This is a genomic window from Streptomyces sp. C1-1, assembly GCF_050214755.1.
In the GTDB taxonomy this organism is placed as follows: domain Bacteria; phylum Actinomycetota; class Actinomycetes; order Streptomycetales; family Streptomycetaceae; genus Streptomyces.
Window position 1 is genome coordinate 7,694,469 of the sequence record NZ_CP189826.1, and the last position, 20,721, is coordinate 7,715,189.

At 71.7% G+C, this 20,721-nt stretch carries 19 protein-coding genes and 1 pseudogene; 9 read left to right on the plus strand and 11 right to left on the minus strand.

The annotated features are described in order from the left end of the window. Positions 1-40: 40 nt before the first annotated feature. Positions 41-2,182 (plus strand): carbon starvation CstA family protein, encoded by a 2,142-nt coding sequence (locus tag ACQF4J_RS34960; protein ID WP_351569721.1) that lies wholly within the window; start codon positions 41-43, stop codon positions 2,180-2,182. A gap of 100 nt (positions 2,183-2,282) precedes the next feature. On the opposite strand, the gene ACQF4J_RS34965 is transcribed toward ACQF4J_RS34960, so the two are convergent. The 3 genes from ACQF4J_RS34965 to ACQF4J_RS34975 all read right to left on the minus strand — a co-directional run bounded on the left by ACQF4J_RS34965 (position 2,283) and on the right by ACQF4J_RS34975 (position 4,480). Next, complete coding sequence (locus tag ACQF4J_RS34965; protein ID WP_351798400.1) at positions 2,283-3,074, minus strand: SURF1 family cytochrome oxidase biogenesis protein; 792 nt, start codon at positions 3,072-3,074, stop codon at positions 2,283-2,285. A gap of 49 nt (positions 3,075-3,123) precedes the next feature. Then, the gene (locus ACQF4J_RS34970) at positions 3,124-3,357 is read right to left on the minus strand and encodes a hypothetical protein (protein WP_063824492.1); all 234 of its coding nucleotides are present in this window, start codon (positions 3,355-3,357) and stop codon (positions 3,124-3,126) included. A 142-nt stretch (positions 3,358-3,499) separates the two neighbouring features. Further along, complete coding sequence (locus ACQF4J_RS34975; protein ID WP_427167614.1) at positions 3,500-4,480, minus strand: DEDDh family exonuclease; 981 nt, start codon at positions 4,478-4,480, stop codon at positions 3,500-3,502. 240 nt (positions 4,481-4,720) lie between these two features. On the opposite strand from ACQF4J_RS34975, the gene ACQF4J_RS34980 reads away from it, so the two are divergent. The 4 genes from ACQF4J_RS34980 (at position 4,721) to ACQF4J_RS34995 (ending at position 8,288) form a co-directional block, all read left to right on the plus strand. After that, entirely contained in the window at positions 4,721-5,434 is a 714-nt protein-coding gene (locus ACQF4J_RS34980) for a VIT1/CCC1 transporter family protein (protein WP_351569730.1), read from the plus strand. Between the two features lie 123 nt (positions 5,435-5,557). Continuing rightward, positions 5,558-6,448, plus strand: coding sequence for a sterol desaturase family protein (locus ACQF4J_RS34985; RefSeq protein ID WP_427167616.1), 891 nt, complete (start codon positions 5,558-5,560; stop codon positions 6,446-6,448). A gap of 74 nt (positions 6,449-6,522) precedes the next feature. Further along, positions 6,523-7,203 carry a lysoplasmalogenase gene (locus ACQF4J_RS34990; RefSeq protein ID WP_427168658.1) on the plus strand — a complete coding sequence of 227 codons (681 nt, stop codon included), beginning with the start codon at positions 6,523-6,525 and terminating at the stop codon, positions 7,201-7,203. A 38-nt stretch (positions 7,204-7,241) separates the two neighbouring features. Beyond that, entirely contained in the window at positions 7,242-8,288 is a 1,047-nt protein-coding gene (locus ACQF4J_RS34995; protein ID WP_351569736.1) for a zinc-dependent alcohol dehydrogenase family protein, read from the plus strand. A 14-nt stretch (positions 8,289-8,302) separates the two neighbouring features. On the opposite strand, the gene ACQF4J_RS35000 is transcribed toward ACQF4J_RS34995, so the two are convergent. From ACQF4J_RS35000 to ACQF4J_RS35015, 4 genes are all read right to left on the minus strand, one after another. Then, complete coding sequence (locus tag ACQF4J_RS35000) at positions 8,303-9,313, minus strand: CopD family protein (protein ID WP_351569739.1); 1,011 nt, start codon at positions 9,311-9,313, stop codon at positions 8,303-8,305. A gap of 100 nt (positions 9,314-9,413) precedes the next feature. Further along, complete coding sequence (locus ACQF4J_RS35005) at positions 9,414-10,778, minus strand: CoA transferase (protein ID WP_427167617.1); 1,365 nt, start codon at positions 10,776-10,778, stop codon at positions 9,414-9,416. A 34-nt stretch (positions 10,779-10,812) separates the two neighbouring features. After that, on the minus strand, positions 10,813-12,339 hold the full coding sequence (locus ACQF4J_RS35010; protein WP_351569754.1) for a S8 family peptidase: 1,527 nt from the start codon (positions 12,337-12,339) through the stop codon (positions 10,813-10,815). A gap of 101 nt (positions 12,340-12,440) precedes the next feature. Then, complete coding sequence (locus ACQF4J_RS35015) at positions 12,441-13,970, minus strand: S8 family serine peptidase (protein WP_427167618.1); 1,530 nt, start codon at positions 13,968-13,970, stop codon at positions 12,441-12,443. A 253-nt stretch (positions 13,971-14,223) separates the two neighbouring features. Here ACQF4J_RS35015 and ACQF4J_RS35020 point away from each other — a divergent pair, with 253 nt between their 5' ends. From ACQF4J_RS35020 to moaA, 3 genes are all read left to right on the plus strand, one after another. Further along, on the plus strand, positions 14,224-14,580 hold the full coding sequence (locus ACQF4J_RS35020) for a DUF485 domain-containing protein (RefSeq protein ID WP_351569759.1): 357 nt from the start codon (positions 14,224-14,226) through the stop codon (positions 14,578-14,580). Next, the gene (locus ACQF4J_RS35025) at positions 14,577-16,202 is read left to right on the plus strand and encodes a solute symporter family protein (protein WP_351569761.1); all 1,626 of its coding nucleotides are present in this window, start codon (positions 14,577-14,579) and stop codon (positions 16,200-16,202) included. Before ACQF4J_RS35020 ends, ACQF4J_RS35025 begins: the two co-directional genes overlap by 4 nt. A 163-nt stretch (positions 16,203-16,365) precedes the next feature. Next, positions 16,366-17,355 (plus strand): GTP 3',8-cyclase MoaA, encoded by a 990-nt coding sequence (moaA, locus tag ACQF4J_RS35030; RefSeq protein WP_351569764.1) that lies wholly within the window; start codon positions 16,366-16,368, stop codon positions 17,353-17,355. Positions 17,356-17,696: 341 nt separating this feature from the next. Here moaA and ACQF4J_RS35035 read toward each other — a convergent pair. The 3 genes and pseudogenes from ACQF4J_RS35035 to ACQF4J_RS35045 all read right to left on the minus strand — a co-directional run. After that, positions 17,697-17,816 (minus strand): annotated as a pseudogene (locus ACQF4J_RS35035) (carbohydrate ABC transporter permease); the annotation flags it as partial. Positions 17,817-17,984: 168 nt separating this feature from the next. Next, positions 17,985-18,227: a hypothetical protein gene (locus ACQF4J_RS35040; RefSeq protein WP_351798391.1), complete on the minus strand. Its 243-nt coding sequence runs from the start codon at positions 18,225-18,227 to the stop codon at positions 17,985-17,987. A gap of 213 nt (positions 18,228-18,440) precedes the next feature. Then, on the minus strand, positions 18,441-18,842 hold the full coding sequence (locus ACQF4J_RS35045; protein WP_351569770.1) for a DUF3099 domain-containing protein: 402 nt from the start codon (positions 18,840-18,842) through the stop codon (positions 18,441-18,443). Positions 18,843-19,082: 240 nt separating this feature from the next. Between ACQF4J_RS35045 and ACQF4J_RS35050 the strand changes: the two genes are divergently transcribed. Continuing rightward, entirely contained in the window at positions 19,083-19,361 is a 279-nt protein-coding gene (locus tag ACQF4J_RS35050) for a GlsB/YeaQ/YmgE family stress response membrane protein (protein ID WP_351569773.1), read from the plus strand. A 72-nt stretch (positions 19,362-19,433) separates the two neighbouring features. Here the strand turns inward: ACQF4J_RS35050 and tyrS are convergent, their stop codons facing one another. Next, complete coding sequence (tyrS, locus tag ACQF4J_RS35055) at positions 19,434-20,702, minus strand: tyrosine--tRNA ligase (RefSeq protein WP_351569775.1); 1,269 nt, start codon at positions 20,700-20,702, stop codon at positions 19,434-19,436. Positions 20,703-20,721 lie beyond the last annotated feature (19 nt).

The following is a 20,721-nucleotide window of genomic DNA, read 5'->3' on the forward strand; positions in this document are numbered from 1 at the left end:
TCCCGCACGTCGTCACACCGTTCTCCGGTGAGGAGCCGCCATGCCCGCGACAGCCCTGCCCGAAGCCGACCCCAAGGCGCCCGAAAAGTCACGTATGTCGCTGCGGTCGGTCCTGCTCTGGACCACCGTCTCCCTGCTCGGCGCCGTCGCCTGGGGTGTTGTCGCCCTGGCCCGCGGCGAGAAGATCTCCGCGGTCTGGCTGGTCGTCGCCGCCCTCGGCTCGTACGCCGTCGCCTACCGCTTCTACTCCCGCTTCATCGCCCGCCGCGTCCTGCGGCCCGACGACCGCCGGGCCACGCCCGCCGAGCGGCTGGAGGACGGTGTCGACTTCCACCCCACCGACCGGCGGGTGCTCCTCGGTCACCACTTCGCCGCGATCGCCGGGGCCGGACCGCTCGTGGGCCCGGTCCTCGCGGCCCAGATGGGATACCTGCCGGGCACCCTCTGGATCGTCGCCGGAGTGATCTTCGCGGGGGCGGTGCAGGACATGGTCGTCCTGTTCCTCTCGATGCGCCGGGACGGCACGTCGCTGGGTCAGATGGCACGGGACGAGATCGGCCGGGCGGGCGGGGCGGCGGCACTCATCGCCGTCTTCGCCATCATGATCATCCTCCTGGGCGTGCTGGCCCTGGTCGTCGTCAACGCCCTCGCGCACTCGCCGTGGGGCACCTTCTCCGTCGCGATGACCGTCCCCATCGCCCTGTTCATGGGCTTCTGGCTGCACCGCGTCCGCCCCGGCCGGGTCGTGGAGACCAGCCTCATCGGCGTGGCCCTGCTGCTCCTGGCGATCGCCGGCGGCAGCTGGGTGCAGAACTCCTCGCTCGCGTCGGCCTTCACGCTCAGTCCGACCACCCTGGTCTTCTGCCTGATCGGCTACGGCTTCGTCGCCTCCGTGCTGCCGGTCTGGATGCTCCTGGCCCCGCGCGACTACCTCTCCACCTTCATGAAGATCGGCACCATCGCGCTGCTCGCGGTCGGGGTCGTGATCGCCGCGCCGGTGCTGCACGCGGACGCGGTCAGCAAGTTCGCGGCCTCGGGGGCGGGCCCGGTCTTCGCCGGCTCCCTCTTCCCCTTCCTGTTCATCACGATCGCCTGCGGCGCCCTGTCCGGATTCCACGCCCTGGTCTCCTCCGGCACGACTCCGAAGCTGATCGAGAAGGAGTCCCAGGTCCGGCTGATCGGCTACGGCGCGATGCTGATGGAGTCGTTCGTCGCGATCATGGCGCTGATCGCGGCGGCGACCCTGGAGCCGGGCCTCTACTACGCGATGAACGCCCCCGCCGGCCTGCTCGGCGCGACGGCCCAGTCCGCCTCCCACGCGGTCGCCGGCCTCGGCTTCACCATCACCCCCGACCAGCTGACCCACGCGGCCAGGGCGGTCGAGGAACAGACCCTGATCGCCCGCTCCGGCGGCGCCCCGACCCTCGCCGTCGGCATGTCGGAGATCTTCTCCGGCATCCTCGGCGGCAGCGCGCTGAAGGCCTTCTGGTACCACTTCGCGATCATGTTCGAGGCGCTGTTCATCCTGACCACGGTCGACGCGGGCACCCGGGTCGGGCGCTTCATGCTCCAGGACATGCTCGGCAACGTGTTCAAACCGGTCGGCCGGGTCAACTGGAAGCCCGGCATCTGGCTGTGCAGCGGGCTGGTCGTGGCGGCCTGGGGCTACTTCCTCTACACCGGGGCCACCGACCCGCTCGGCGGGATCAACCAGCTCTTCCCGCTGTTCGGCATCGCCAACCAGCTGCTCGCGGCGGTGGCCCTGACCGTGTGCACCACGGTCCTGGTGAAGTCCGGCCGCCTGCGCTGGGCCTGGGTCACCGGGGTCCCGCTCGTCTGGGTCACCGCGGTCACCTTCACCGCGGGCTGGCAGAAGATCTTCTCCGACGACCCCAGGGTCGGCTTCTTCGCCCAGCGCGCGAAGTACGCCGACGCCCTCGGCGCCGGCCAGGTCCTGCCGCCCGCCAAGTCCCTCGACGACATGCACACCGTGGTCGCCAACTCCACCGTCGACGGCGTCCTGATCGCCCTGTTCCTGCTGCTGGTCGCGGTCGTGATCGGCAATGCGGCGGTGGTGTGCGTGCGGGCCGTGCGGTGGCCGGGCGTGCTGCCCACGGCCGAGGCACCGTACGTGGAGTCCCGCATCGGTACGGCGCCGGAACCGGTGGAGGTGGGAGCGTGAGGGGCTGGGCGCGGGCGGTGCGCTGGTACGTGCGGGAACTGCTGCACACACTGGACCGGGGCGGCGAGCACCCGCGGGGCCGGTGCTGCTGACCGAGGGGTCACACCGAGGCGGGGGCCGCCTCCGCCTCGGTCTCCTGCGCCGCCGCCGCCCGGTCGCGCCGCTCCCGGCGCACCAGGACCCACCAGCCGTACGGCACGCCCGCCGCGAACAGCCACCACTGGATCATGTACGCGTAGTTCAGCGGGGCGTCTTCCTTGCCGGGGTCGGAGATCTGCTCCGGGCTGTCGCCCTTCGGCTCCGGTGCCGTCTGCTGCATGTAGCCGCCGAGGACCTCGGCGTGCAGGCGACGGGCCTGCTCCTCGCTGTTGATCAGCATGATCTGCCGGGCCGGCAGTCCCCTGAGGTCCTTGATGCCGCTCGCCGAGGTCGTCTCGTCGGGCATCAGCCGGCCCTGGACGGTGACCTGGCCGCTCGGCGGCGCGGGAACCTTGGGGAAGGAGGTCTGGCTCGGGCCGTCGGAGGCGATCCAGCCCCGGTTGACCAGCAGCACCCTGCCGTCCGACAGCACGAAGGGGGTCAGGACGTGGTAGCCGACCTCGTCGTCGGAGTTGGTGCGGCGGCGGACGACGACCTCGTGCGCGGTGTCGAAGTGCCCCTTCGCGGTGACCGTGCGGTACCGGTCGTGGGTGGTGACGGTGTGCCCGGGCGAGGTCAGCTCCTCCACCGGTACGGGCTTGGCGTGCAGCGCGTCGGACACCAGCTGGTTGCGCGCGGAGCGCGTCTCGTAGCGGTGCATCTGCCAGATGCCCAGCCTGATCATCGTGGGGATGAGCAGCAGGGCGACCAGCGTGAGGATCACCCACTGCCGGGTCAACAGGAAGCGGTACACCCCACGACCGTACCTCTCGGGTCGTGGGGTGCTTTCGCCAGGGGGCTTCTCAGACGCGGTCGACGATGCCGGCCTTCCCGGCCGCGCGGGCGCAGTGGGCACCGCAGTACCACTGGCCGTCGGCCTCGACGCCCTGACCGATGATCTGCACCCGGCAGTGCTCGCAGATGGGTGCCATGCGATGGATCGCACAGGAGAAGCAGTCGAAGACGTGCACCGCGCCCTGCGCGTGCACCTCAAAGCTCATTCCGTAGTCATTGCCGCAAACTTCGCATCTCGCCATGGGCCACAGGGTGGGCCGTCGGCGCCGCGCGGGCGAGCGGGCGCCGGGCGAGTCGCGCGGCAATCACCCGTCCGCACGGGTCACTCGTCGGCAATCACCCGTCCGCACGGGTCACTCGTCGGCAATCACCCGTCCGTACGGGTCACTCGTCCGCCGGTTCGACGTCCCTGAGCAGCTGTCCGAACGCCGCCTCGTCCACCACCGGCGTCCCGAACTGCCGGGCCTTGACCACTTTCGACGTGCCCGAGTCGGGGTCGTTGGTGACCAGCAGGCTGGTCAGCCGGGACAGGCTGGTGGCGACGTGCAGGCCGGCCTCGGCCGCGCGGTCCTCCAGCAGTTCCCGCTCGACGGAGGTGTCCCCGGAGAAGGCGACCCGCATGCCCTGCTTGAGCGGTTTGCCGTCCTCGTAGCGGCCCGGGTTGGGATGGGGGCATGCGGGCCTTTTGCGGGAGGGGCGCCAACTCGTCGGCCGGTAGCCGCCGTAGCCGCCCGCCTGGCGGGGCACGGGGCGGTCGCTGAACTCCGTCAGCGGCCGGCACTCCAGCAGGGGCAGCCGTACGCCGCCCGCCGCCGCGGCCCTCAGGCTCGGCCGGAACGCCTCCGCGAGCACGCGCGCGTCGTCCAGCGCGTGGTGCGCGCGCCGCTGCACGACGCCGAAGTGGGCGGCAAGCGACTCCAGCTTGTGGTTGGGCAACGGCAGCGCCAGCTCCTTGGAGAGCGCGATGGTGCACAGCCGCTGCCGCACCGGCGCCTCGCGCCGGGCGCGCGCGTACTCCCGCGCGATCATCTGCCAGTCGAAGACGGCGTTGTGCGCGACGAGCACCCGGCCCTCCAGCCGGGTCGCGAACTCCTCGGCGATGTCCGTGAAAAGAGGCGCGCCCTCCAGCACCTCGCTCGTCAGACCGTGGATCCACACCGGGCCCGGGTCCCGCTCCGGATTGACCAGCGTGTACCAGTGGTCCTCGACCTCACCACGCGCGTCCAGCCGGTAGACGGCCGCGGAGATTATCCGGTCGTCCCGGGCCAGGCCGGTCGTCTCCACGTCAACGACCGCGTATCCAGAGGGATACGCGGCCGGCCACCCGGTGGGGAAGGACGCTGCGGTCGTGGGGTCTTCGAGCATGGTCCCTGAGGATACGGGCCACGACTGACAGTCCCCTCCAACAGGGGCTCCGCGTACGGAATGTCCGGTTCATCTGGGCAACCGGGCGGGCGTGGCCCGGGGTTGGGGGAGCGCGCTGCGGGGCGGGAAGACGCCTGCCGCCGCCGGCGGGCGCGGTCCGGGCCGGCGAACACCGAACAGGGCTGCGGCCTCGCCCTGTCGGTGCGCGTGCGAGCGGCGTCCGGGTGGCATCCTCCCGGTGTGACCGAACCAACGCACAGCGGCGAAGCCCACGGGGGCGCACTGGGCCAGCGACTGAACTGGCTGCGCGCGGCGGTGCTCGGCGCGAACGACGGCATCGTCTCCACCGCCGGTCTCGTCGTCGGCGTGGCCGGCGCCACCGACAGCCGCTCCGCGCTGCTCACCGCCGGCCTCGCGGGGCTGCTCGCCGGGTCGATGTCGATGGCCGCGGGCGAGTACGTCTCCGTCTCCACCCAGCGCGACTCGGAGATGGCGGCCCTCGCGATGGAGAAGCGGGAGTTGCGCGAACAGCCGGAGGCCGAGCTGGCGGAGCTGACCCAGCTGCTCCAGGAACGCGGCCTGTCCCACGACGTCGCCCGGGAGGCGGCCGAGCAGCTGACGGAACGTGACGCGCTCAGGGCGCACGCGCGCGTGGAGCTCGGTATCGACCCCGACGAGCTGACCAACCCCTGGCACGCGGCGTGGGCGAGCTTCCTGGCGTTCACGGTCGGCGCGCTGCTGCCGCTGCTCGCGATCGTGCTGCCGCCCGCGGGCTGGCGGCTCTGGGTCACCGTGGTGTCGGTGCTCGCGGCCCTCGTGCTGACCGGGTGGAGCAGCGCGCGCCTGGGCGCGGCCGAACCGGGCCGCGCGGTGCTGCGGAACGCGGTGGGCGGGGCACTGGCCATGGGGGTCACGTACGCGGCGGGGGTGCTGCTGGGAGCGGTCGGCGTGTAGCCGTACCACGCGGCGTCCGCGGGGCGATTGGCGGAGATCGCCAAGAAGCAAGCGCGTACCCCGGACAATACTTGTGGGTAACAACGTCTAGCCCTCACCGACCAGCGGTTCTACGGTGCCCACATGCCGAACCTGCCCGATGTCGTGGTGTGGTCGATACCCGCCTTCGTGCTGCTCACCGTGGTCGAGATGATCAGCGTCCGTCTCCACCCCGACGAGGACAACGCGGGATACGAGGTGAAGGACGCCGCGACGAGCGTCGGCATGGGGCTCGGCAGCCTCGTCTTCGACTTCCTGTGGAAGATCCCGATCGTCGCCGTCTACTCGGCGGTCTACGAACTCACGCCCCTGCGCGTGCCGGTGCTGTGGTGGACCGTCCCGCTGATGCTCCTCGGGCAGGACTTCTTCTACTACTGGTCGCACCGCGGCCACCACGTCATCCGCATCCTGTGGGCCTGCCACGTCGTCCACCACTCCAGCAGGAAGTTCAACCTCACCACCGCGCTGCGCCAGCCCTGGACGTCGTGGACGGTCTGGCCGTTCTACGTCCCCCTCGTGGCCGCCGGCGTGCACCCGGCCGCCGTCGCCTTCTGCTCCTCGGCCAGCCTCGTCTACCAGTTCTGGATCCACACCGAGCGCATCGACAAGATGCCCCGCTGCTTCGAGTTCCTCCTCAACACCCCGTCCCACCACCGCGTGCACCACGCCTCCCAGGGCGGCTATCTGGACCGCAACTTCGGGGGCATCCTGATCGTCTGGGACCGGCTGTTCGGCTCGTTCGTGCCCGAGGTCGAGCGACCGGTCTACGGGTTGACCAAGAACATCAACACGTACAACCCGATCAAGGTGGCGACCCATGAGTACGCCGCGATCATCAGGGACGTGAAGGCGGCGGAGAGCTGGGGCGAGCGCGCCGGACGGGTGTTCCGGGGCCCGGGCTGGCGGCCGGCCCGGCTCGCCCGGCCGACCCCGGCGGCCGAACCGGCCCCGGCCGAGGGAACCGCGGCCGCGTGAGCCCGGACGACGAGACATCGGGCGCCGGGACATCGGCCGCCACGGCTTCAGGCGTCCGCGCGCCGGGCATCGGCGTGCCGCGGGCCGAGGGCCCCTGGCCGGCTCGGCTGCTCGGCCTCTTCGCCGTGGCCACCCTCGCCGACCTCGTGTCCCTCGCCGTGGGCTTCGAGCCCGGCCACACCGTCGCCAAACCGCTTCTCATGCCGCTCCTCGCCGCCTACGCCGGCGCGCGCGGCGCCCCCCGACTCCTGCTCGCCGCTCTCCTGTTCGGCTGGGGCGGCGACGTCCTGCTCCTGTCCGACGCCGACCCGGCGTTCCTCGCCGGGATGGCCTCCTTCGCGGCCGGGCACGTCTGCTACATCGCGCTGTTCCTGCGCCACGGCGCTCCACACGCGCGTGGCCGTCTCCTCGCCCCGGCCTACGCCGTCGCCCTCGCCGCCACGGTCGCCCTGCTGTGGCCGGACCTCCCGGCGGACCTGCGCGTCCCCGTCGCCTGCTACAGCACCCTGCTCACGGCCATGGCCTACGGCGCCGCCACCCGGCTCGGCCCCCGGGCCGCCGTCGGCGGCGCGCTCTTCATGCTCTCCGACACCCTGATCGCGACCGGCGTGGCCCACTGGCCGCAGCCGCCGCGGCCCAACCTGTGGATCATGCTCACCTACGCCGCAGCCCAGTTCCTGCTGGTCCGGGGCGCCCTCGACGAGCGGCCCGCGCCGGCGACGGCGTACCGTGAAGTGCGCTCGACCACCCCCTGAGCGCGCCCACACGACACCGCACGAGAAGGATCCTCGACATGCGCGCCACCACCATCCACGCCCCGTACGACATGCGCGTGGAGGACGTTCCCGAGCCCGTGGTGCAGCTGCCCACCGACGCCGTCGTGCGGGTGCTGCGCGCCTGCATCTGCGGCAGCGACCTGTGGGCGTACCGCGGCGAGGCCGCCCGGCAGCCGGGGCAGCGGATCGGGCACGAGTTCCTCGGTGTCGTCGAGGAGACGGGCAGCGAGGTCTCGGGCTTCAGGCGCGGAGACCTCGTGGTCGCCCCGTTCATGTGGTCCGACGGTGTCTGCGACTACTGCCGGGAGGGCCTGACCACCTCCTGCGAGCACGGCGGCTTCTGGGGCTCCGTCGGCCACGACGGCGGCCAGGGCGAGGCGGTGCGCGTGCCCTTCGCCGACGGCACCCTCGTGCAACTGCCCAAGGAGGCCGCGTCCGACGAGCACCTGCTGTCCGCCCTGCTGACCCTCTCCGACGTCCTGGGCACCGGCCACCACGCGGCCCTCGGCGCGGGCGCCCGCCCGGGCGCCACGGTCGCCGTCGTCGGTGACGGAGCCGTCGGCCTGTGCGCGGTCCTCGCCGCCAAGCGGCTCGGCGCCGAACGGATCATCGCCCTCGGCCGCCACCAGGCCCGCACGGACATCGCCCGCCGCTTCGGCGCCACCGACGTCGTCGCCGAGCGCGGGGAAGCGGCCGTCGAGGCCGTGCGCGAACTCACCCGCGGGCAGGGCGCGCACGCCGTCGTCGAGGCCGTCGGCACCGAGCAGTCCATGCGCACGGCGGTCGAGATCACCCGCGACGGCGGCGCCATCGGCTTCGTCGGCGTGCCGCACGGCAGCGGCACCGGTCTCGACCTGGGCGTCATGTTCGACCGGAACATCGCGCTGCGCGGCGGTGTCGCGCCCGTGCGCGCGTACATCCCGCAGCTGCTGCCCGACGTCCTCGACGGCACCGTGGACCCCTCGCCCGTCTTCGACATGACCGTCGACATCGAGGGCGTGCCCGACGGCTACAAGGCGATGGACGAGCGCACCGCCCTCAAGGTGCTCGTCACCAACGGTTGATCAACGGATCAACGTCACGACCAGCGGATCGGCAGCGGCAGCGCCGTCAGCAGACCCGACACCACGACCACCACGCCCAGGGCGACGACCTCCGCGCGGGCGGGAGCGCACGCCGTCAGCGGGTCGGCGGCGCGGCGCAGCCGGAGCCGCGCCCACACGGCGAGCAGGGCGACGGCGGCCACCAGGATCACCTTGGCCAGCAGGGTGCGTCCGTAGGCCGTCGTCGTCAGCTGGTCCAGGACCGTGGCCGACGGCATACGACGCAGCGAACTCCACACGCCCGTCGCGGTGATGACGGCGAGCAGCACGGCCGCCGCGCGCGCGTAGAGCCCCAGAAGGGCGGGGCCGGCCTCGGTGCGGCCCCAGTGACGCAGTGTCCGCAGGGCGTGCAGCAGACCGCCCGCCCACAGCGACGCGCACGTCAGATGCACCAGCGTCAGCCCGGAGCCGAGGAGCGGGTCGTGCTCGGCGGTGGGGTGCGCCCGCAGGGCCTCCGCCACGATCACCGCGGCCACCGGCCAGAGCCGGGCGGCCGGGTGGCGCGCGCGGGCGCACAGGGCGGCCGCGAGGAGGGCGTTGACCTCGAGCAGGGCGAGCCTGCCGTCCCGGGAGTCGTACAGGCCGCCGACGTCGATCTGGTCCAGGCTGTGCGGCACCAGGTTGCCCGTCGACACGACCGACGCCAGCCCCAGGGCGGCCACGAGACCGGCGAGCGCCGTGTACGGGGCCCAACTGCGGGGCGCGTCCCCGGGGCTGCCGGGCAGCGAGCGCGCCAGACGGTTCACGAACGCCTCGCCGACCGGGACGCACAGCGCGGCGAACAGCACCGCGCGCAGCAGCGCGATGCCACCGACGCCGGGAGCGGCGGCCTCCCCGGTGCCGTGCAGGGCGGCGGACGGGCCCAACAGGGGTATCACCGCGGCCAGCGCCACCAGGACGAGGACGGCGATAGCCCGGCCGGCACCGGGGCGCCGAACCGGCCCGCTCGCGTCCGCCACCCCGGCGGAGGGTCGTATCAACGTCACCTCGAGAACTTCACCAGCCGTCGCAGAACAGGGCAACTGCAGTAAAACAACTGGCGGTACGCGATTTCGCCCGTAGGGACGTTTTTGGCCGTCCCTTGGCTCAGACCCAACGCGCGGGGCCGGACCCCCACGGCACCGGCGGACGCGCCCAGTCGGCCGGTCCACCGTCGAAGGACACCGGCGGCAGGGCGTGCCGCAGTCGTCCCAGGGCGCTGTCCGTCTCGGTGAGCCAGGGGTACGGCCCCTCGTACGGGGCGTCGCCGGGGCCGTCCGCCTCGACGTCGTTCACGAGCCACCCGGCCGTCCGGGCCAGCGCCAGCCGCACGGACCGGCCGCCGCCCTCGTACGACTGCTCGGTCAGCGCCCGCAGCACCGCGGCCGCCAGGAGATACCCCGTCCCGTGGTCCAGGGCCTGCGCCGGCAGCGCGCCCGGCTGCCCCGCCGAGCCCTCCAGGGCGGCGATGCCGGTCGCGACCTGCACCAGGCTGTCGAAGCCCCGCCGCCCGCGCCACGGCCCGTACGCGCCCCACGCCGACACCTGCGCCACGACCAGTCCCGGCCGCCGCTCGGCCAGCGCCTCGGGCGACAGCCCGAACCGGTCCAGGGCGCCCGGCCGGTAGCCCGTGACGACGACGTCCGCGCGCGCGAGCAGTTCCTCGAAGACGCGCCGGTCGGCCGTGAGGTCCAGCAGCGCCGACCGCTTCCCGAAGCCCGTGTCCGCGTGCTGGTCGGGCAGTTCGGGCAAGTGCGGGGTGTCGAGGCGCAGGACGTCCGCGCCGAGCAGGGCCAGCGTGCGCGTGGCGACCGGTCCAGCGAGGACCCGGGTCAGGTCCAGGACGCGCAGCCCGGCGGCGGGCAGCGGCGCGGGTCCGTCGAGAGGCGGGAGCACGCGCGCGTGGGCGGAGTCCAGCCGCCCTCGCTCGACGAGCGGGCGTCGGCCCACCTCGGCGGCCTGCTCGTGGGCGGCCCATTCCTTCGGAGTCCGCAGCGCCACCGCGAGACCGCCGGCCGCGTACACGGCCTCCTCGACCTCCAGTGAGGACCGCCGCGCCAGCGCCGCCTCGACGGCGGCCACATCCTCGGACACCCCCAGCACGTCCAGCAGCCGGGCCCGGTGGTGGGGATAGTTGGCGTGTGTGCGCACCCACCCGTCCGCGGTCCGCCAGAACCGCGACAGCGGCGCGAAGACGACCGGTGCCCGCCCGTCGACCTGCAGATGCCGCTCACTGTGGAACGCGGTGGCGACCGCCCCGTCGTCGACCCGCACCCGGGGCACCCGCGCGAGCCCGGCCCGCCGCGCCCCCAGCTCGGCGGCGGCCAGCGCGCACGCGCCGACACAGGCCCGCGCCAGCTCCCGTACGGGAAGGCGCCCTTGAAGAGCGCCCTCCCGCGCGGTGGTCGACACCCTGGAGAGCAGGGCGGGATCGCCTCCCAGCTCCGACCATGCGAACTTGAGTGCAGTCATGACTGCACTATGCAGTATTGACTGAATCAATATGTCATTTGGTCACCGCGGCCAGCGCGTCCACAGTGCCCCAGCCGTAGAAACCGTTGTGGTTCTTGGTCCCCTCGCACACCGCGTCGACCTTGCCGTCGCCGTCGATGTCGTAGGGGTCCGTGCACGGCGTGGCGTCGGCCTCCGCGTAGAGCAGCGCCTTCACCAGGGCCGGCGAGGCGTGCGGATGCGTTGACTTGATCAATGCGGCGACCGCCGCGACATGCGGCGAGGCCATCGACGTACCGGCCATGTAGCCCCACTTGCCGCCGGGCAGCGTGCCCAGGATCAGACCGCTGGTGGCCGGCGGGGCCGGGGCCTGGTAGCGGGTCGAGTCGCCGCCCGGCGCGGCGACGTCGATGACGCCCAGGCCGTAGTTGGAGAAGGACGACTTCAGACCCTTGGCGCCCGTGGCCGCGACCGTCACCACACCCGGCAACTGGGTCGGTATGTCGAAGCACTTGGTCGGGTCGATCACCCGGTCCGAGGGCGTGCCGTCGTTCGGCGACACCGGGTCCGTGATCGTGTCGGCGGCGAGGTCGTAGTTCTCGTTGCCGGCCGCCGCGACATTGACGGTGCCCCGCCTCTCCGCGTACCGCGAGGCCCGGGTGACGGCGTCCACCAACGCCTTCTGGTCCGGGTCGTCGGTGCAGTTGAAGTACCACGGGTCGGTGTAATAGCTGTTGTTCGTCACGTCGACGCCGTGCTCGGCCGCCCACACGAAGCCGCAGACCACGGCCTCCGTGTAGAAGTAGCCGTCGGGGTTGGCCACCTTGATGCCGGCGACCTTCACCCCGGGCGCCACGCCCGTCATTCCGATGCCGTTCTTCGCGGCCGCGATCTCACCCGCCACGTGGGTGCCGTGCGGGCTCTCCGAGGCGCTCGGCCGCCAGGCGCCGTCCGCCGTGTCCGGCTTGCCCGACACGCAGTTGACCGAGGCCTTGCGGTCGAAGTTGGGCGCGATGTCCGGGTGCGTGTCGTCGACGCCGGTGTCGATGACGGCGACCGTCACCCTGGGGCTGCCCAGCGACACCTCGTGCGCCTTGTCCGCCTTGATGGCGGCCAGGTCCCACTGCTGGGGCTCGAGCGGGTCCTGCCCGTCGGCGGCCCGCGCGGCGGCGACCTCCCGCGCGGAGAGCACCTTCGGCGTGCCCATGTCGTCCGTCGACTGCGCGGGCAGCGGCGCGTTGCGGGTGTTGCCCGCCGACTCCACGCCGGGCACCGCCCGCAGGGTCCTGGCGAAGTCGGCGTTCGACGAGTGGACGACGATCACGCCGATCCGGTCGTACGACGTCACGATCGTGCCGCCGGCCTCGGCGATCGCCTTCTGCACGCGCGCCGAAGGGCCGTGCCCGGGGCGGACGTTGACGACGTAGCTGAGCGAGGTGGCGTCACCGGCCGTGGCCGTGGCCGTCGGCGCGGCCTCCGCCGCCGAGGCCGTGATGTTCGGCAGGAACGCCAGGGCCGTAGCCATCGCCATTCCCAGCGGAAGGGCGAGCACGCGGCGCGAGCGCGGGTGAGGCGCTGTCATGTGTCGGGGTCTCCAGTTCGTTCGCGGTACGAGGGGGCCGTGCGGGAGCCCCGGGGGGCGGTGGCGCCCCCCGGAGCGAGTGGGTGGTGGGTCGGCCGCGGTCACTTCACCGCGCGCAGCGCGTCGACGACGCCGAAGCCGTAGAAGCCGTTGACCCGCTTGCCGCCCACGCAGGTCGCGTCCACCACGCCGTCGCCGTCCCCGTCGTAGGGGTCGCTCGGACAGCCCGGGTTGACGGCCTCCGCCTTCAGCAGCGCCTGCAACTGGGCCGGGGTCGCCCACGGGTGCGTCGACTTCAGCAGCGCGGCGACGCCGGCCACGTGCGGCGTGGCCATCGACGTGCCCTGCAGGAAGCCGTACTGGTCGTTGGGCATCGTGGAGAGGATGCGGCCGTTCTTGGACGGCGTGTCCGGGATCTGGTACTTGTCGCCGCCGGGCGCGGCGACGTCGACGACCCCGTAGCCGTAGCTGGAGTAGTACGACTTGGTGCCCTTGACGCCCACCGCGCCGACCGTGACGACGCCCGGCAGCTGGGTCGGCACGTCGAAGCACTTGTGGGGGTCGACCGTCCGCGTCACCGGGGTCGAGTCGTCGGGGCTGGAGTCGTCGACCAGGGCGTCCGAGTCGAGGTCGTCGTTGGAGTTGCCCGCGGCGGCGACGTTGAGCGTGCCCTTGCTCTGTGCGTACAGCTGGGCCCTGTTGACCGAGTCGACGATGGCCCGCTGATCGGGGTCGTCCATGCAGTTGTACTGCCACGGGTCGACGTAGTAGCTGTTGTTGGTGACCTCGACGCCGTGGTCGGCGGCGAACACGAACGCGCACACGACGCTCTCGGGGAAGAACAGCTGGTTCTCGTCCGGCTGGGCCACCGTGATGCCGGCGACCCGCACGCCGGGCGCGACGCCCGCGACGCCGATGCCGTTGCGGGCCGCGGCGATCTCGCCCGCCACGTGCGTGCCGTGGTAGTGATCGGCGTCCACCGGCCGCCAGGAGCCGTACGTCGTGTCCGCCTTGCCGCTGACGCAGTTCGCGGACTGCGAGGGGGAGAAGTTCGGGGCGAGGTCGGGGTGGGTGTCGTCGACGCCCACGTCGATCACGGCGACCGTCACCTTCCTGCTGCCCGGGTCGATCGCGGCGGCCTTGTCGGCGCCTATCGCCCTGAGGTCCCACTGGTCGGCCTCCAGCGGCTCCTCACCGGCCGCCGAGCCCTTCTCGACCTTCGCCGCCTCGCCCTTGGACAGGTACTGAACCGCGCCCTCGTCCGTGGTTCCCGCGGCCTGCACCGGCGAGGTCCGCGAGGCACCCGCGGACTGCACGCCGCGTACCCCGCGTATCTTCTTCGCGAAGTCGAGGTCCGTGGAGTGGACCACGATCACACCGATCTTGTCGTACGACACCACGATCGAACCGCCGGCCGCCTTGATCGCCGCCTTGACCGACTTGATCGTGTAGGGGTCCGTCTTCGTGTTGACGAGGTATGCATACGTGTCCGCGCCGACGGCCGCCCGAGTGGCGGACTCCGTGCGCGGAGCGGCCTGAGCCGCCGCCGGCAGGAAGCCGAGCGTGGCGGTCAGTGACAGCACGACCGGCACCGCGAGCGCGAGCCGACGTCTGGAACGCAGATGAACCATGGGGTCTCCACATCATCCGGAAACGAAACCGCCCGAGACACAGGTGGTGCTCGGGCAGGTACATGACGGGCGGTCCAGGGCGAAAACTATCTCCCGAAGTCGCTGGCCAGCAATGAGTTGCCCAAGGCAAGTTCGGAAAACGGTCAAGTGAGTTGAACCGGTCCCCGCGCGGCGCCGTGACCTTGGGCAGGGAGCGGCAGGACACGCGCCCCCGATCCCCGAGACGACCGCATCCGCAACGCGAGGAGACTACGTGGCCACCGAGACACCGCCCCCCTCGAAGACCCCCACCCAACTCCCGCCCACCGAGGCGTTCGTCGCGGAGGCGGAGAGCGCGGAATTCGGTGAACTGCGCCGCTCGTACCGCTCGTTCGCCTTTCCGCTGACCGTCGGCTTCATCGCCTGGTACCTGCTGTACGTCCTGCTCTCGAACTACGCGGGCGACTTCATGGGCACCAAGCTGTTCGGCAACATCAACGTGGCCCTCGTCCTCGGCCTCGCCCAGTTCCTGACCACGTTCCTCATCGCCTGGTGGTACTCGCGGCACGCCGCCGCCAAGCTCGACCCCAAGGCCGAGGCGATCAAGTCCCGGATGGAGGGCGGCGCATGAGCCCCGCACAGCACACCCTGATCGCGGCCGGCGAGGCGAGCCAGCACCGGCCGCTGATCATCACGCTGTTCGCGGTGTTCGTCGCCGCGACCCTCGTGATCACCGTCTGGGCGGGCCGCCAGACCAAGGACGCGGCCGACTTCTACGCGGGCGGCCGCCAGTTCACCGGCTTCCAGAACGGCCTCGCCGTCTCCGGCGACTACATGTCCGCCGCGTCCTTCCTCGGCATCGCGGGTGCCATCGCCCTCTTCGGCTACGACGGCTTCCTGTACTCCATCGGCTTCCTGGTCGCCTGGCTGGTCGCCCTGCTCCTTGTGGCCGAGCCGCTGCGCAACTCCGGCCGCTACACCATGGGCGACGTCCTCGCCTACCGGATGCGCCAGCGCCCCGTCCGCACGGCGGCCGGCACCTCCACCATCGTCGTGTCGATCTTCTACCTGCTGGCCCAGATGGCGGGCGCCGGCGTCCTGGTCTCCCTGCTGCTCGGCATCACCAGCGACGGCGGCAAGATCGGCATCGTCGCCCTGGTCGGCGTCCTGATGATCGTCTACGTCACGATCGGCGGCATGAAGGGCACCACCTGGGTGCAGATGGTCAAGGCCGTCCTGCTGATCGCCGGCGCCCTGCTGCTGACCTTCCTGGTGCTGCTGAAGTTCCACTTCAACATCTCCGACCTGCTCGGCTCGGCCGCAGACAACAGCGCCAAGGGCTCGGCCTTCCTGGAGCCCGGCCTGAAGTACGGCGCCACGGGCACCACCAAGCTGGACTTCATCTCCCTCGGTATCGCCCTGGTCCTGGGCACCGCCGGCCTGCCGCACATCCTGATCCGCTTCTACACGGTGCCCACCGCCAAGGCCGCCCGTAAGTCCGTGATCTGGGCGATCGGCCTGATCGGCGCCTTCTACCTGATGACCCTCGCCCTCGGCTTCGGCGCCGCCGCGCTGATCAAGCCGGACGAGATCATCGCCTCCAACAAGGCGGGCAACACCGCCGCGCCACTCCTCGCCCTCCACCTCGGCGGCGTCGACTCCAACTGGGGCGCGATCCTGCTCGCCACGATCTCGGCGGTCGCCTTCGCCACGATCCTCGCCGTCGTCGCGGGCCTCACCCTGGCCTCCTCCTCGTCCTTCGCGCACGACATCTACGCCAACGTCATCAAGAAGGGCTCGGCCACCGAGAAGCAGGAGCTCGGCGCGGCCCGCTGGGCCACGGTCGGCATCGGCGCCGTCTCCATCGTCCTGGGCGCGCTCGCCCGCGACCTGAACGTCGCCGGCCTGGTCGCCCTCGCCTTCGCGGTCGCCGCCTCCGCCAACCTCCCGACCATCATCTACAGCCTCTTCTGGAAGCGGTTCACCACCTCCGGCGCCCTGTGGTCGATCTACGGCGGCCTGGCCAGCGCGGTCGGCCTGGTGCTGTTCTCGCCGGTCGTCTCGGGCAAGCCGACGTCGATGTTCCCGGACGTCGACTTCCACTGGTTCCCGCTGGAGAACCCGGGCATCATCTCGATCCCGGTCGGCTTCCTGCTCGGCGTCCTCGGCACCTACCTCTCCAAGGAGGAGCCGGACGCCGGCAAGTACGCCGAGCTGGAGGTCCGCTCGCTGACCGGCACCGGCGCCCACTGACCCCCCGGTACGCCCCCAAGCGGCCGCGTCGTAGATCCCTACGACGCGGCCGCGCCGTACCTCGTGGGATCCGGGCCGCTGTCGTTGTCAGTGACGTCACGTAGGCTCGCAAGTGACGGAAATGACGACCCGCACCTGATCCGCTACGAGGGAGGGGGCCCACGTGCTCATCGACACCTACGGCCGGGTGGCCACCGACCTGAGGGTCTCGCTGACCGACCGGTGCAACCTCCGCTGCACGTACTGCATGCCCGAGGAGGGCCTGCAGTGGCTGGCCAAGCCCGATCTGCTCACGGACGACGAGATCGTCCGCCTGATCGACATCGCCGTCACCACCCTGGGCATCGAGGAGATCCGCTTCACCGGCGGAGAACCCCTGCTGCGTCCCGGCCTGGTCGGCATCGTCGAGCGGGTCGCGCGGCTGGACCCCCGCCCCCAGATGTCCCTGACCACCAACGGCATCGGCCTGGGGCGCACGGCCAGGGCCCTGAAGGACGCGGGCCTGGACCGGGTCAACGTCTCCCTGGACACCCTGCGCCCGGACGTCTTCAAGAGACTCACCCGCCGGGACCGCCACAAGGACGTCCTCGAAGGCCTGCGGGCCGCCCGTGACGCGGGTCTGACCCCGGTGAAGGTCAACACGGTCCTGATGCCGGACCTGAACGCCGACGAGGCCCCCGACCTGCTGGCCTGGGCCGTCGAGCACGACTACGAACTGCGGTTCATCGAGCAGATGCCCCTGGACGCCCAGCACGGCTGGAAGCGCGAGGGCATGGTCACGGCCGGCGACATCCTGGCCTCCCTGCGCACCCGCTTCGACCTCACCCCCGAGGGGGCCGCCGCGCGCGGCTCGGCCCCGGCGGAGCGCTGGCTGGTCGACGGCGGCCCCCACCGGGTGGGCGTCATCGCCTCGGTGACCCGTCCCTTCTGCGCCGCCTGCGACCGCACCCGCCTCACGGCCGACGGCCAGATACGCACCTGCCTGTTCGCCCAGGAGGAGACGGACCTGCGCGCCGCCCTGCGCGACGGCTCCCCGGACGAGGAGATCGCCCGCATCTGGCGGCTGGCCATGTGGGGCAAGAAGGCGGGCGCGGGGCTGGACGACCCGTCGTTCGTCCAGCCGGACCGGCCGATGTCGGCCATCGGCGGCTGACGCGCCACCCGCCTCCCGAAGGGTGCGGCCGGCGCGCCACCCGCCTCCCGAAGGGTGCGGCCGGCGCGCCACCCCTCTCCCGGCGGGCGACGCGTACACGCCGGGACCCGCACGGCCTCCACCGGGTCACGCCATCATCCGCCGCCTGACGACGCCCGAAACAGACGCCGTCCCGCCCCTGGAGCCAGACGCCGTCCCGCTCCCGGAACCGCGGGGGCGGCCCGGGGGCGAACGGTCACGCGTCGCCACCGTCCCGCGTGGGAACCGCCCCGGTGCGGGCCACCTCGGCGTACCCCCGTGCGCTCGCCTTCGGGATGCGCCGGCCGGTGGGGTAGTCCACTGATGCCGCCGACGATCTGGCGGCCGAAGACGACGAACAGGGCGAGCAGCGGCAGGGTGCCCAGCAGGGCGCCGGCCATGATCAGCGACTGGTCGCGCACATAGCCGGCGCTGAGCTGGGTACCGGCACACTCCAGCCGCGCCCACGCACCTGGGTCAGCGGTCGTGAACCCGGGTCAGCAGTCGTGCGCTCGGGTCTGCGCCCACGCACCCGGGTCAGCAGTCGTGCGCTCGGTCGGCGTACCTGCACCGGGACGCGAGGCGCGCCGACGGACCGGTCGTGGTCGCCGTCAGCCCGGCGTGCCCGGACCGGGAGCGTCGGCGGGCTTCGTGGACTCCCACTCCCGCAGTGTCACGACGTCCTTCAAGAACCCCCGTACCCCGAGGAACTGCGACAGATGCTCCCGGTGCACGTCGCAGGCGAGCCACGTCTTGCGCCGCTCCGGCGTATGGATCTTCGGGTTGTTCCACGCCAGCACCCAGACGGCGTCGACACGGCAGCCCTTGGCGGAGCAGATGGGGGTGTCACTCACAGGTATGTCTCACAACCGCTGTAAACAAGGCGACGCCGAGCAGCCACGGGGGGAGCTGCCCGGCGTCGGTCCGTCGCTCCGACGGGGGATGCGGAGCGCCTACGAAGTATGTCACGGGTCACCCGCCGCCCGGCACCTGAACAACATGATTGATCTGAGCTTTTCTTGAGCTTGGCGCGAAGACGCCTTCCGTTTGTCGCGCCCGGATGCGGGTCACGCCGGGTCGCGCGGCTCGCTTCGTACGCCCGCCGCGGGCTCCGCCGCGACATCTTCCGGGGCCGGTTCGGCGAAACCGTCGTTCGTCCGCGACGGCGTGATCATCGGGCGCATCGGCACCGATACGAACGTCGACGGCAGACTCGGCGCGTTCTCCCGCCCGGCGTTCGCGACCACCACCGCGATGTACGGCAGGACCGCTCCGAGTACCAACGCCACGATCGCGACGGGCCGTTCGACGTTCCACAGCGAGGCAGCGAGGATGACCGAGACCGTACGGATCGACATGGAGATGACGTACCGGCGCTGCCGGCCGCGCACGTCCTCCTGCAGGCCCGTCCGGGCGCCGGTGATCCGGAACACCTGGCCGTTGCCGCCGCCGTGCTGCTTCCGATTCACAATCCACCATCCGCCCGCATCGGCCCTGCCTCTCCCCGTGCCCGGTCCACCCCGGCCGGGGTGGGGGTCCGGACTGTTTCCACGTTACGCCGCGCCTGCGCCGCCTACGAGACCGGGTCACCTCCACGCTGGGCGAACGCCCTCGGCCCGAGCACGTATGGCCCTACCCGACATGCGCCGTACGGCGTACGGGCCGACGCTTGACGTAATGCTCGCGTCGGGCCGTACAAGGAGGCAGCCATGGGCTGGTTGTGGGCGATCATCGTGGGATTCGTGCTCGGTCTGATCGCCAAGGCGATCATCCCGGGCAAGCAGCACAGCCCCCTCTGGCTGACCACCATCTGCGGCATGCTCGGCGCCATCGTCGGCAACGCGATCGCGAGGGCGGTCGGAGTGGAGTCGACCCCGGGCATCGACTGGAGCCGGCACGCCTTCCAGCTCGTGGCCGCGATCGTCATCGTCTTCGTGGTCGACATGCTGTACATGGCGACTCTGGGCAAGCGGAAACAGACCGCCTGAGAGCGGACAGGGACGCGAAGAAGGGGCGGGCTCGCCATGGAGCCCGCCCCTTCGCGATGCAGTGACCCGGCCCTAGGCGGACGCGACCTCGACCGCCGCCAGGTTCTTCTTGCCCCGGCGCAGCACCAGCCACCGGCCGTGGATCAGGTCCTCCTTGGCGGGGACGGCGTCCTCGGAGGCGACCTTCACGTTGTTCACGTAGGCCCCGCCCTCCTTCACCGTCCGCCGGGCGGCCGACTTGCTGGCCACCAGGCCGACCTCGGCGAACAGGTCCACGACCGGGCCGAGCTCGGCGACCTGGACGTGCGGCAGCTCGGCGAGGGACGCGGCGAGCGTCTTCTCGTCCAGCTCCGCCAGCTCGCCCTGACCGAACAGCGCCTTCGACGCGGCGACGACGGCGGCCGTCTGGTCGGCGCCGTGCACCAGCGTCGTCAGCTCCTCGGCGAGGGCACGCTGGGCGGCACGGGCCTGCGGGCGCTCCTCGGTCTGCTGCTCCAGCTCCTCGATCTCCTCGTGGGACCGGAAGCTGAAGATCCGCAGGAACTTGGAGACATCCCGGTCGTCCGCGTTCAGCCAGAACTGGTAGAAGGCGTACGGCGTGGTCATCTCGGGGTCGAGCCAGACCGTGCCGGACTCCGTCTTGCCGAACTTGGTGCCGTCCGCCTTGGTGATCAGCGGTGTGCCCAGCGCGTGCACCACGGCCCCGGGCTCGACCTTGTGGATCAGGTCGGTGCCCGAGGTCAGGTTGCCCCACTGGTCGCTGCCGCCGGTCTGCAGCGTGCACCCGTGGCGCCGGTACAGCTCCAGGAAGTCCATGCCCTGCAGGATCTGGTAGCTGAACTCGGTGTAGCTGATGCCCTCCTGGGACTCCAGCCGACGGGCGACGGCCTCCTTGCCGATCATCTTGTTCACGCGGAAGTGCTTGCCTACGTCCCGCAGGAACTCGATGGCCGACATCCCCTGGGTCCAGTCCAGGTTGTTGACCATGACCGCCGCGTTCGGGCCCTCGAAGTCCAGCAGCGGCGCGATCTGCGCGCGCAGCCGCTCGACCCACTGGGCGACGACCTCGGGCGCGTTCAGCGTGCGCTCCGCGTTCGGCTTCGGGTCGCCGATCAGGCCCGTGGCGCCCCCGACCAGGCCCAGCGGTCGGTTGCCCGCCTGCTGGATCCGGCGCATCGTCAGGATCTGCACGAGGTTGCCGAGGTGCAGGCTGGGCGCGGTCGGGTCGAAGCCGCAATAGAACGTGACGGGACCGTCCGCGAACGCCTTGCGCAATGCGTCCTCGTCAGTGGAGAGGGCGATCAGCCCACGCCACTTCAGTTCGTCGACGATGTCCGTCACGGTTCTCGTATCTCCTTGG

Excerpts from the sequence above, each read along its gene's own strand:
- ACQF4J_RS34960 (WP_351569721.1), top strand. The coding sequence starts at position 41 with ATGCCCGCGACAGCCCTGCCCGAAGCCGACCCCAAGGCGCCCGAAAAG.
- ACQF4J_RS34970 (WP_063824492.1), bottom strand. The coding sequence starts at position 3,357 with ATGGCGAGATGCGAAGTTTGCGGCAATGACTACGGAATGAGCTTTGAG.
- ACQF4J_RS34975 (WP_427167614.1), bottom strand. The coding sequence starts at position 4,480 with ATGCTCGAAGACCCCACGACCGCAGCGTCCTTCCCCACCGGGTGGCCG.
- ACQF4J_RS34985 (WP_427167616.1), top strand. The coding sequence starts at position 5,558 with ATGCCGAACCTGCCCGATGTCGTGGTGTGGTCGATACCCGCCTTCGTG.
- ACQF4J_RS34995 (WP_351569736.1), top strand. The coding sequence starts at position 7,242 with ATGCGCGCCACCACCATCCACGCCCCGTACGACATGCGCGTGGAGGAC.
- ACQF4J_RS35005 (WP_427167617.1), bottom strand. The coding sequence starts at position 10,778 with ATGACTGCACTCAAGTTCGCATGGTCGGAGCTGGGAGGCGATCCCGCC.
- ACQF4J_RS35010 (WP_351569754.1), bottom strand. The coding sequence starts at position 12,339 with ATGACAGCGCCTCACCCGCGCTCGCGCCGCGTGCTCGCCCTTCCGCTG.
- ACQF4J_RS35015 (WP_427167618.1), bottom strand. The coding sequence starts at position 13,970 with ATGGTTCATCTGCGTTCCAGACGTCGGCTCGCGCTCGCGGTGCCGGTC.
- ACQF4J_RS35025 (WP_351569761.1), top strand. The coding sequence starts at position 14,577 with ATGAGCCCCGCACAGCACACCCTGATCGCGGCCGGCGAGGCGAGCCAG.
- ACQF4J_RS35050 (WP_351569773.1), top strand. The coding sequence starts at position 19,083 with ATGGGCTGGTTGTGGGCGATCATCGTGGGATTCGTGCTCGGTCTGATC.